Source organism: Conyzicola sp. (genome assembly GCF_057073975.1).
Genome location: NZ_JBXMIS010000066.1, coordinates 1 through 11,775, shown reverse-complemented (window position 1 = coordinate 11,775; position 11,775 = coordinate 1). Strand labels below are relative to the sequence as shown.

The window sequence follows — 11,775 nt, the reverse complement described above, 5'->3', positions numbered from 1 at the left end:
CGATCAGGTCGGCTGGATCGGCACGGGAGCGGTGTCTGGCACGGTCGACTCCTTGCCGCGAAGGTCGGGATGCCAGCCCCGCAGCACCGTCGGTATCAGGAAGCCGAACATGGCGAGGATCGCCGCGGCCCAGAACCCGCCGCTCGGTCCGTTCGCGTCGATGAGGAATCCCGCTGCGGCAGAGCCGAGAGCGGCTCCGATGAGCTGGCCGGTGCCGACCCAGCCGTAGGCCTCTGCCGTGTCGCTGAACTTGACGGTGCCGGAGACGACAGCGAACATCACCGCGAGGGCCGGCGCGATGCCGATGCCGGCGATGAGGAGGGCGAAGGCGAGCCACCAGAAGTCGAGCGACACGAGTGCGAGCGACATGCCCACGAATACCGCGAACATGCGCCGCGCCATCGCCCACGGGCCGACGGGGATGTGGCCGAGGGCGAGCCCGCCGGCGAGGGAGCCGAGCGCGAAGATCGCGAGGATGATGCCCGACTGCGGCCCGGTCTCGCCGAAGGTCGCCACGACGGATGCCTCGGTGGCCGCGCAGGCGCCGACGAGCAGGAAGCCAGTGATGGTCGACAGCAGCACGGCTGGCTTCTTCAGCACGACGCCGAGCTTGCGCTTGCTGCGCGGGATGCGCACGCGGCCGACCTCTGGCGAGAGGATGAACCACGTTCCGCCGCCGACGAGGAAGAGGCCGGCAAGCACGATCGCCAGGGTCGTGGAGATCTGCACGGCCACGAAGGTCGTGATGACGGGGCCAGCGACCCAGATGATCTCCTGGGCGCTCGCGTCGAGAGAGAACAGTGCGGTCAGCTGGCGGGAGTTGACCATCTTCGGGTAGATGGTGCGCACCGCCGGCTGGATCGGCGGCATGCTCAGGCCGCCGATGAATCCGATCGCCATGTAGGCGGCGACCGGCAGCTCGAGGAAGGCGATGGCCGCGATGGATGCCGCACACACCACCATGGTGAGCGTGAGCACGCGACGCATGCCCCACACCCCCATCCACCGGCTGGTGAGCGGGCCGGCGATCGCCTGGCCGATGCTCGTGGCGGCGAGCACGAGTCCGGCTGCGCCGTAGGAGTGGTGGATGCGCTCGATGTGCAGGAGGTAGGCGAGCGAGAGCATGCCGAACGGGAAGCGGGCGGTGAGCTGTGCGGCGATGATCCGGGCGACGCCCGGGGTTCTCAACAGACTGCCGTAGGTGCTCACGGCATCCAGCCTATTGGTGGCCGGTTTGCGGCACCGGCGCCGTCGGCGCGTCACGCGCAGCGACCACCCGGGGATGTGTGAGCAACCCGGGTGAATGTTCGGCCGGGTGGCTGACCGAAGCCGTGGTGGTCAGCGCCAGTGCCAGCGCCAGTGCCGGCGCGATGCGCGATTCGGGGCTCGTGCCGCAGTGTCGGAGCCCCCGCGTAGCCTGTGGAAAAGTCGTCGTACTTATCCACAGCTGTGGACGACACGCCCACTACATCTAGGGTTACCCCCTTGTCGGGGGCCCGATATATAGTGGTGAGACCTGCCGGGCCGAGGTGGCAATCTGACGGTCTTTTTGGGCATTTCTGAGGGAGCATTTGTGGGAATCACTGTTGTTAAGCGCGACGGATCGCGCGAGCCATACGACGCGAACAAGATCAACCTGGCCATCGAGCACGCGAGTGCCGGCCTCGATGACAACATCACCTGGGTAACCCAGATCGCCAGCGAGCTGGAGCTCACGCTCTTCGACGGCATCACCACCCAGCAGCTCGACGAGGCGGTCATCCAGGTCGCCCTGCAGAACGTCAAAGACGACCCGGCCTTCGACATCGTCGCGGCCCGCCTGCTGCTGAAGACCATCTACAAGCGCGTGCTCGGCGACTACGAGACTGCCGAAGAGCTGCTCGAGCTGCACCGCTCGCACTTCGCGGCCAACATCCGCCGCGGCGTCGAGGAGGGCCTGCTCGACTCGCGCCTCACCGAGATGTTCGACCTCGACGAGCTCGCCACCCACCTCGCCCCCCAGCACGACGAGCTGCTCAAGTACATCGGCGTCGTCACCCTCAACAACCGCTACGGCATCAAGGGCCGCAACGGCGACGCCCTCGAGGTTCCCCAGTACTTCTGGATGCGCATCGCCATGGGCCTCGCCCTCAACGAGGCGAAGCCCAACGAGGTTGCGATCTCGTTCTACGAGAAGATGTCGCGCCTCGAGTACCTGGCCGCAGGATCCACGCTCGTCAACGCGGGAACCGCCTACCCCCAGCTCGCCAACTGCTTCGTCATGGAGATGCAGGACGACATGGAGCACATCGCGAAGACGACCCGCGATGTCATGTGGCTGACCAAGGGCACCGGCGGCATCGGACTCAGCGTCACCAAGCTGCGCGCCCAGGGCTCCCCGATCCGCTCGAACAACACGACCTCGACCGGCCCGATCCCGTTCATGCACACCATCGACTCGATCCTGCGCGCGGTCAGCCGCGGCGGCAAGAAGTTCGGCGCCCTCTGCTTCTACATGGAGAACTGGCACCTCGACTTCCCCGAGTTCCTCGACCTTCGCCAGAACTCTGGCGACCCGTACCGCCGCACCCGCACCGCCAACACCGCGGTGTGGATCAGCGACGAGTTCATGAAGCGCGTGCAGAACGACGACGACTGGTACCTCTTCGACCCGCTCGAGGTCAGCGACCTCAACGAGCTCTACGGCAAGGCGTTCTCTGCGAAGTACAACGAGTACGTCGCCAAGGCCGAGGCCGGCGAGATGCGCCTGTTCAAGAAGATCACCGCGCGCGAGCAGTTCAAGTCGATCCTCATCTCCCTCCAGACGACGAGCCACCCGTGGCTCACCTGGAAGGACACGATCAACAACCGCGCCCTCAACAACAACACGGGCACGATCCACCTCTCGAACCTCTGCACCGAGATCACGCTGCCGCAGGATGAAGACAATGTGTCGGTCTGCAACCTTGCCTCGATCAACCTGTCGCAGCACCTCGATGACGCCGGCAAGCTCGACTTCACCAAGATCGAGCAGTCCGCCCGCCTCGCGGTTCGCCAGCTCGACAACCTCATCGACATCACCCGCTCGAGCGTCAAGGAGGCCGACTTCTCCAACGAGCAGAACCGCGCCGTCGGCCTCGGCGTCATGGGCTTCACCGATGTCATCGAGAAGCTCGGCATCAGCTACGAGAGCGAAGAGGCATACGACCTCATCGACGAGATCATGGAGCACGTCTCCTACGCCGCCATCGACGCGAGCGCAGAGCTCGCCAAGGAGCGCGGCTCGTACACCAACTTCGAGGGCTCCGGCTGGTCGAAGGGAATGGTGCCGCTCGACTCGATCGCCCTCACCGAGGCCGACCGTGGCAGCGAGATCAAGGTCAACCGCAAGACGCGCCTCGACTGGGACGCGCTGCGGGTGAAGGTGGCCGGCGGTATGCGCAACGCGACGCTCATGGCGATCGCGCCGACGGCATCCATCGGCCTTGTCGCTGGCACGACCCCGGGCCTCGACCCGCAGTTCGCGCAGATCTTCAGCCGCGCGACCTCGAACGGCAAGTTCCTCGAGGTCAACGCGAACCTCGTTCACGACCTCCAGAAGCTCGGCCTCTGGGAGTCGACCCGCGAGGCGATCCTGCGCTCGCAGGGTGACGTGCAGAACATCGCCAGCATCCCTGACAGCCTCAAGGAGGTGTACAAGACGAGCTTCCAGCTCTCGCCGTACGCATTCCTTGAGGTTGCGGCCCGTGCCCAGAAGTGGATCGACCAGGCCATCAGCCGCAACATGTACCTCGAGACGCGCGACCTCGGCGACATGATGGACATCTACTTCGGTGCATGGGAGCGCGGCGTCAAGACGACGTACTACCTGCACATGAAGCCGCGTCACACGGCTGAGCAGTCGACCGTCAAGGTCAACAAGTCCGAGCAGATCGGCGACGGCGCGAAGAAGGGCTTCGGTGCGGCAGCATCGACGAGCCCCGCACCGGACGAGGCACCAGTGGCCGCAGCCCCCAAGAAGGGCTTCGGCTTCGGAGGAGTGAAGTAATGGGAACGACGTTTGAGGCAGGCCTCGTGAAGGTCGACGAGTACTACGTGCCGACAGACCCCATGGAAGACCTGCAGTGCGAGGGGTGCCAGTAGAGCCATGGGCATCCTAGGAACAGGGCTTCAGGACGGACTCCTCCTCAAGCCGATCAAGTACCAGTGGGCGATGGACCTGTACGACCAGGCCGTCGCGAACACCTGGTTCCCCAACGAGATCCAGCTCGGCGAGGACATCGCCGACTTCAAGAAGATGACCGACGAAGAGCGCCACGCGGTGACCTTCCTCATGTCGTACTTCAACCCGAACGAGCTGCTCGTCAACAAGGCGCTCGCCTTCGGCGTCTACCCCTACGTCTCTGCGGCAGAGTGCAGCCTGTACCTCGCCAAGCAGATGTGGGAGGAGGCGAACCACTGCATGTCGTTCGAGTACGTTCTCGAGACGTTCCCGATCGACCGCGAGGCCGCCTACAACTCCCACGTCGACATCCCGTCGATGGCGCGCAAAGAGGAGTTCGAGCTCAAGTTCATCCGCCGTATGACAGAGAACACCCTCGACATCACGACGACGGAGGGCAAGAAGGACTTCGTTCGCAACCTCGTTGCCTACAACGTCATCCTCGAGGGCGTCTGGTTCTACTCCGGGTTCATGGTCGCGCTGAGCTTCCGCCAGCGCAACCTGCTGCGCAACTTCGGCTCCCTCATGGACTGGGTGGTGCGTGACGAGTCGCTGCACCTCAAGTTCGGCATCAACCTGATTCTCACGGTGCTCGAGGAGAACCCCGACCTGCAGACGGAGGAGTTCGCCGCCGAGATCAAGCAGATGATCCTGGATGCGGTGGAGATGGAGGAGGAGTACAACCACGACCTCCTTCCGAACGGCATTCTCGGCCTCAACGCCACGTACATCAACCAGTACGTGAAGTACCTCGCCGACCGTCGTCTCGAGGAGCTCGGCTTCGACGCCCACTACAACGTGTCGAACCCGGCGAAGTGGATGGCGGCGGCCAACGACACCCTCCAGCTCGTCAACTTCTTCGAGTCGACGAACACGAGCTACGAGTCGAACGCCTCGGCGACCACGAAGGTCAAGGCGGAGTAGCTCCCATCAACGCGAAGGGGCTCGGCCGAACGGCCGGGCCCCTTTGTCATTGGTAACGTTGTCGCACAAGCAGGGCGGCGTGCAGGCAGCTCACGAGACAGACGGATTCTTCGTGACTGACATCAATGGCATGCGCCCCGCGCGCACACTCCTCGTGCTCCTCTCCCCGCACCGCTGGGGCATCGCCGGCAGCGTGCTGCTCTTCGCGATCAAGGACTCCCCGCTCTGGGTGCTGCCGATCCTCACCGCGCGCATCATCGACGTGGTCGTCTCCCGCGGCGAGTTGACGCAGCTCTGGCTCTACGCGGCGCTCGCGGTCGGGGTGCTCCTGCTCAACTATCCCGGCCATGTGCTCTTCGTACGGCTGTTCGCTGGAGCCGTGAGACAGATCGCCGCCGACCTGCGCAACGCGATTGCCAGCCGGCTGCAGAACCTGTCGATCGGGTTCCACTCGCGGGCGAGCGCATCCGTGATTCAGACCAAGGTCGTGCGCGACGTCGAGAACATCGAGCTGATGTTCCAGCAGGCGGTGCCGCCCGCGCTGTCCACCGTCTTCATCCTCATCGGGGCGATCACGGTCACCGCGATCCAGGTGCCGGCGTTCGTGCTCGTCTACGCGCTCACCGTGCCCGTCGCGGTCACCCTCGTGACAATCGTGCGGCGGCGCATGAACCGACGAAACGAGGAGTTTCGCAAGCAGGTCGAGCGGTTCAGCGCGCGCGTCGGCGAGATGGCGACGCTCATTCCGATCACGCGGGCGCACGGTCTCGAGCGCATCGCAGAGAGCCGCGTCGCCGACGGCGCCGAGGGCGTGCGCAGCGCCGGCTTCACCCTCGACCGGCTCAACGGACGGTTCGGGGCGATGGCATGGGTGTCGATGCAGGTGCTCTCGATCGCGACGCTCGTGCTCGCGGCAGCGGCATCCCTCACCGGTGTGCTCGACATCACCGCTGGGCAGGTGGTGCTGCTCAGCACCTACTTCACGATGCTCACCGGCGGCGTGATCAACCTGCTGAACCTGACACCCATCTTCTCGAAGGCGCTCGACTCGGTTCGCTCGATCGCCGAGGTCATGCAGGAGCCAGACCTCGAGCAGAACCACGGAAAGGCGGGGGTGGATGCCGTGGCCGGCGCCCTGTCGATCGAGAACGTCAGCTTCAGCTTCGACCGCGACAGCCATGCCGTCGATGGTGTGAGCCTCGAGATCGAGCCGGGTGAGACGGTCGCCTTCGTCGGGTCGAGCGGGTCGGGCAAGTCGACGCTGCTCAACCTGGTGCTCGGCTTCATTCGTCCGTCGTCTGGCACCATCCGCCTCGACGGCGTCGACATGGAGACCCTCGACCTGCGCAGCGTGCGGCAGTTCGTCTCCGTCGTGCCGCAGGAGTCGGTGCTGTTCGAGGGCACCATCCGCGACAACGTCACCTACGGTCTGACGGGAGTCTCCGATGCTGATGTCACGGCGGCCCTGCGCGACGCCAACGCCCTCGAGATCATCGAGTCGCAGCCCGACGGCTGGAACACCGTCGTGGGGGAGCGCGGTGCGCGGCTCAGCGGCGGCCAGCGCCAGCGGCTCGCAATCGCGCGCGCCCTCATCCGCAACCCGCGTGTGCTGTTACTCGACGAGGCGACGAGCGCCCTCGACTCGGAGTCGGAGACGAAGGTTCGGGATGCCCTTGCCCGCCTCATGGCGGGTCGCACCACCCTCGTGGTCGCCCACCGCCTGACAACGATCCGCTCGGCCTCCCGCATCGTGGTGCTCGATCACGGACGGATCATCGAGCAGGGCAGCCACGACTCCCTTCTCGCGGCTGGCGGTCGGTATGCCGCCCTGCACCGTGCTCAGACGGCCTAGCGTCCACTAGTCTGAGACCGCCTGCCGGTTGCAGGGCCGACCCGGGGGAGAACTGTGAAGCGTGCGCTGGCACTTCCCGCCGTCGTTCTGCTGGTGGCACTCTCAACGGCGCTTCCCGCCGCAGCCGCGCCGACCAGCCTGATCGACCAGCCGCTGACCGGCGACGTCGTTCCCGGCACGTGGACGAGCGGTGGCGGACCGTCGTCACCCTCGGCCGGGCCGTGTCTGACTGCGGCGACTCCCGCGACCACCGATTTCGCTGCATGCGCCACCATCGATCCGAGCGGTGATGGTGCCCTCCGCATCACGGAGATGACGACGGGGGAGGCGAACCTCGCCCTCTACAACGTCGCCATCCCGACCGCCAATGGCCTTCGCGTCGAGTTCGACATGTACCAGTACTCCGGGCAGGCAGGAGGCGCCGACGGGTCGACCTTCGTGCTCGTCGACGGAACAGCGAGTCCGACTGCCGCTGGCTACCTCGGTCTCGGCCTCGGCTATCTTGCGCTACCCGGCGAGCCCGGGCTGGCGGGCGCCTACTCCGCCGTCGGATTCGACTGGTACGGCGCGTTCTCCGACGCGTACAACGGCACAGGGCCGGGGTTCCAGCCGAACCACATCGTGGTTCGCGGCTCGGAGGCGAGCAACTACGCCTACATCGCATCCGACCCCGCCGATGGGCCCCTCGCCCTTCCGGCGGAGGCGACGCGCACCAACGCCCTTCGGCACGTCGTCATCACGGTGACGAGCGCCGGGCTGCTATCGGTCTCTGTCGACTACGGGGCTGGCCTTGTCGAGGAGCTGGCCTCCATCGACCTCACGCTCGTCAACGGCACCCTCCCGGCGACCGTGAAGGTCGGCTTCACCGGGGGCACCGGTGGGCTCGGCATGGTTCAGGAGTTCCGCAGCCTCGTCGTCGACCCTCTCGTTGCACCGGCTGCTGCTCCGACACTCGCGGCATCCGGCGCCGAGGTCGGGTATGCGCCCGTCGCTGTGCTCATGCTGCTCGCCGGCCTGTGGTTCGTCGTCGGGCGCCGACGCTCACCTGTGGTCGATCGGTGAGACTGTCTATGACGACCCCATCCTCCCGCCTCCGCATTGGCGCGGGCATCGTTGCCGGAGTCATGGCGTGCATCGTCATCGGAGCTCCCGTGAGCGCCGCGACGCCGACCATTCCCGACGAGTCGTTCGCCGAGGAGTCCACGCCGGCCGGTGACTGGATCGTCAACGGGCTGAACTGGACGCCGTGCCTCACCGCGGCAACGGCATCCGCTCCCGGATCCATCCCCGCGTGCCCCGGTGGGCCATACGACGCCGTTGGTGACGGCGCGCTGCGCCTGACCGAGACGGTCGTGCAGGGCGGGATCGCGATTCTCGATTCCCCGATCGACACGAGCCTCGGCCTGCAGATCGAGTTCGACCTCTACCAGTACAACACCGTCAGTCCCGGCGACGGCATGGCCTTCTTCCTCATCGACGGCGCGGCCTCGCCGACGCAGGCCGGGTCGTACGGTGGCGGGCTCGGCTATGCGAGCTACCACGGCAACGGAACCCCCGGGCTGGTGGGCGGCTACGTCGGCATCGGGTTTGACGCCTACGGCGCCTTTGCCAACGAGTTCATCGGCGGGGGAGGCAACGTCGGGCTTGCTCCGAACGAGATCGCGGTGCGCGGTGACGAGGCCTCCGACTACGCGCTCATCGAATCGCACATCGCCGCTGGCCCGATCGCCGTACCCACGGCAACGGATCGCGACGACGCACGACGCCACGTGGTCGTGACGATCAGCAAGCTCAACGTGATGTCGATCGACGTCGACTACGGTTCGGGGCTCGTCACGGAGGTCTCGGGGCTCGACCTCGAGACCGTCAACGGTGTCGGTTCGCTGCCGACCAGCCTCAAGCTCGGGTTCAGCGGCAGCACGGGCGGCGCCTACTCTCGGCACGAGATCAACAACTTCGAGATCCAGACGCTCGCTCCCGACCTCGCGCTGTCGTTGACGGCGACGCCGGTGGATGCCGCAACAGGCCAGGCGACAATCAGCGCGACCGTCGTCAATGCCGCGACCACGGGGGCGACCGACGGGCTCATCACCGTCACGAGCACCCTCCCCGCGGGTGTCGTGCCCGTGACGGCATCGGGTACTGGCTGGACGTGCGGCATCCTCGCTCAGACCGTCACCTGCACGCGCTCCGGGGCGGGCGCCGACCGACTCGCTGCCGGGGAGGCCGCGGCCCCCATCGCCATCGCCGTGGATGTCGCATCGTCGATCTCCCTGCCCGTCTCGATCACGGCGGCCGTCGCCGTTCTCGATGACAGTGCCGTCGGCAACAACACCGGAACGGTCGCCCTCGCGCGCGGTGCGCGGCTCGCCGCCGGTGGCATCGATCCCGCGGCCGCACCATTCGGCCTTGCCGCGCTGGTGGCCGGGCTCGCGATCGTTCTCGTTCGGCGTCGCCGGGCGAGCGCGTGACGAACGACTGGCCGCCGCCGCAGGGCCAGCCGCGGCCGTCAGCCTGGGTGCCGCCGTTCGCCGGCCCAGCACCGGCAGCGTGGACGCCGCCCCAGGAGCCCGTTGCGCCGGCCGCGTGGCCGCCGCCACAGGTTCCAGTGCACCAGCCCGGCTGGCAGCAGCCATATGGAGCGGCATCGTGGAACGCCGAGCCGCGGCAGCGCACCGCAGAGGATCACCTGCTCGAGTGGGCGCTGCCCGTCAACCGATCCGGACTGGCCATCGCCGCTGGCTACGTGGCCCTCATCTCGATGCCGGTGTTGGTCGCCGGACCGGTCGGCGTGCTGCTGGGAATCCTCGCGCTCCGAGACCTCAAGAAGAACCCGCACCGACGCGGCGCGGGTCGCGCGTGGTTCGCGATCATCTACGGTGGCCTGGCAACCGGCGTCCTCCTCGTCGGCGTCGTCATGGTCGCCACGGCTGGTCGCTGATCGCACCGGCGCTAGCCGCCGTTCAGCACCTTCGTGATGCGCTGCACCGACACGGGAGCCTTGGTTGGCAGGTGCTGGGCGAAGAGCGACAGTCGTAGCTCCTCGAGCATCCAGCGCGCTTTCACCAGATGCTCCGGCGCTCCGGTCGGCAGCGGGATGTCGCCGCCGGCGCTCACGAAGAGCTGCGTCGCGTGCTCGATCTCGCCGAGCCAGGTGCGGTCGCGGCCGGGGTTCTCCTGCAGCTTGGCGACGCGGTGCACGATGCCGTCGAGATAGACGGGGATGCGGCGAAGGCGATCGAGGCCAGCCCGGCTGATGAAGCCGGGGTGCACGAGCCCCGCGAGCTGCGCGCGAGCGTCGGCGAGCGGTGCCATGAGCTGCACGCTGCTCGCCGCGCCGATGGCCTTGTCGGCGGCGCGCGCCTTGGCCAGCACCGCGCTGACCTGGCTGACCGCGGCGAACATCGCGTCGACGAGCCCGGCGCTCACGGCATCCCGCGCCCTCTCGAAGTCGGCGCGGGTGAACACGGTGGCGGTGTCGACGACGGCGTCGATGCACGCGGCCATGCAGTCCTCGAAGAGCTCCGCATTCGAGCGGTACGGGCTCGTCGCCAGCGCGAGCTTCTCGGCCGACGTGAGGTGCTCCTGGATGTAGGCGGTGGGGGCGGGAATGGCCAGCAGCAGCATCCGGCGCACGCCAGCGCGCATCGCAGCGCGCTGCTCGCCCTCGGTGGCAAGCAACTGGATGTCGACGTGCTTTCCAGCATCAACGAGAGCTGGATAGGCGCGAACCACCCCACCGCTGTGCTTGGTGTCGAGCGTGCGGGGCAGCGCGTCGAAGTCCCAGGTGGTGAGGCCGGATCTCTCAAGGGCCCTGCGCGGCACCGAGACGGGCGCGGCGACCGTGGCCTTGGCGACCGACTCCCGCGTGCGCCGTGACAGCTTCAGCCGAAGCGACGAGAGGTCTTTGCTGCGGGCGACGACCTGCCCGCGCTCGTCGACCACGGCGAAGGTCATGCGCAGGTGGTCGGGGAGGCGGTCGACCTCGAAGTCGTCGGTGTCGACCGGGGTGTAGGTGGCGGAGCGGATCTGGCGGGCAAGGAAGGCGACGAGCGCCACCTCGTCGACCTCGGCATCCGGTGGTATCTCGTCGACGAACTTTCGCGCCCAGTCGTTGGCCGGCACGACGTTGCGGCGAATCGGCTTCGGCAGTGTCTTGATGAGCGCGGCGACGAGCTCGTCGCGCAGCCCAGGCACGAGCCAGTCGAACCCGACGGAGCGGATGGAGGGCAGAAGGGGCAGGGGTATGAGGGCGGTGACGCCGTCATCCTCTGCACCGGGCTCGAAGCGGTAGGTGAGGCCGAGCTGCTGCTCGCCCTGCGTCCACCGGGCGGGGAACTGGCGCTCGTCGATCACGGGGATCGACTCCTCCTCGACGAGGGCATCGCGGGTCATGGTCAGCAGGTCGGGGGTTGCGTCCTTCGCCGAGCGCCACCACTTCACGAAGGTCGTCAGCGAGGCGACATCCTTCGGAATGCGCTCGTCGTAGAAGCGGTAGACGGTCTCGTCGTCGAACAGGATGGTGCGGCGGCGGGTGCGCTCCTCCAGCTCCTCTAGCTCGGTGCGCAGCGCGCGGTTGGCGCGGTCGAAGGCGGTGAGCCTGCGGTCGGTGCGCGAGAGATCCCAGTCGCCGTCGACGAGAGCGTTGCGAATGAAGAGGTCGCGCGCGTACTCCGGGTCGATGCGGGCGAACTGCACGGTGCGGCGGGGGATGATCGGCAGCCCGTAGAGCGTGACCCTCTCGTTGGCGACGACGGCGCCCTGCTTCTTCTCCCAGCGCGGCTCGCTGTAGCTGCGC

8 protein-coding genes are annotated in these 11,775 nt (G+C 67.1%); 6 read left to right on the top strand and 2 right to left on the bottom strand.

Going from position 1 to position 11,775, the window contains the following annotated elements:
* Positions 1-3: 3 nt before the first annotated feature.
* Positions 4-1,209 (bottom strand): MFS transporter, encoded by a 1,206-nt coding sequence (locus tag AC14A7_RS06055; protein ID WP_484007224.1) that lies wholly within the window; start codon positions 1,207-1,209, stop codon positions 4-6.
* A 364-nt stretch (positions 1,210-1,573) separates the two neighbouring features.
* Between AC14A7_RS06055 and AC14A7_RS06050 the strand changes: the two genes are divergently transcribed.
* The 6 genes from AC14A7_RS06050 to AC14A7_RS06025 all read left to right on the top strand — a co-directional run bounded on the left by AC14A7_RS06050 (position 1,574) and on the right by AC14A7_RS06025 (position 9,918).
* Positions 1,574-4,027: a ribonucleoside-diphosphate reductase subunit alpha gene (locus tag AC14A7_RS06050; protein ID WP_484007222.1), complete on the top strand. Its 2,454-nt coding sequence runs from the start codon at positions 1,574-1,576 to the stop codon at positions 4,025-4,027.
* Positions 4,028-4,126: 99 nt separating this feature from the next.
* Entirely contained in the window at positions 4,127-5,125 is a 999-nt protein-coding gene (locus AC14A7_RS06045) for a ribonucleotide-diphosphate reductase subunit beta (protein ID WP_484007220.1), read from the top strand.
* A gap of 112 nt (positions 5,126-5,237) precedes the next feature.
* Positions 5,238-6,977, top strand: coding sequence for an ABC transporter ATP-binding protein (locus tag AC14A7_RS06040; RefSeq protein ID WP_484007218.1), 1,740 nt, complete (start codon positions 5,238-5,240; stop codon positions 6,975-6,977).
* A 54-nt stretch (positions 6,978-7,031) separates the two neighbouring features.
* Positions 7,032-8,039 carry an L-type lectin family protein gene (locus AC14A7_RS06035; RefSeq protein WP_484007216.1) on the top strand — a complete coding sequence of 336 codons (1,008 nt, stop codon included), beginning with the start codon at positions 7,032-7,034 and terminating at the stop codon, positions 8,037-8,039.
* 8 nt (positions 8,040-8,047) lie between these two features.
* Positions 8,048-9,448 carry an L-type lectin family protein gene (locus AC14A7_RS06030; RefSeq protein ID WP_484007214.1) on the top strand — a complete coding sequence of 467 codons (1,401 nt, stop codon included), beginning with the start codon at positions 8,048-8,050 and terminating at the stop codon, positions 9,446-9,448.
* Complete coding sequence (locus AC14A7_RS06025; RefSeq protein WP_484007212.1) at positions 9,445-9,918, top strand: DUF4190 domain-containing protein; 474 nt, start codon at positions 9,445-9,447, stop codon at positions 9,916-9,918. Before AC14A7_RS06030 ends, AC14A7_RS06025 begins: the two co-directional genes overlap by 4 nt.
* Before the next feature lie 11 nt (positions 9,919-9,929).
* Here AC14A7_RS06025 and AC14A7_RS06020 read toward each other — a convergent pair.
* The coding region (locus tag AC14A7_RS06020; RefSeq protein WP_484007210.1) for a DUF3418 domain-containing protein at positions 9,930-11,775 on the bottom strand (1,846 nt) is incomplete at its 5' end.

Coding starts and splice junctions, on each gene's coding strand:
- AC14A7_RS06030 (WP_484007214.1), top strand. CDS start 8,048: ATGACGACCCCATCCTCCCGCCTCCGCATTGGCGCGGGCATCGTTGCC.
- AC14A7_RS06045 (WP_484007220.1), top strand. CDS start 4,127: ATGGGCATCCTAGGAACAGGGCTTCAGGACGGACTCCTCCTCAAGCCG.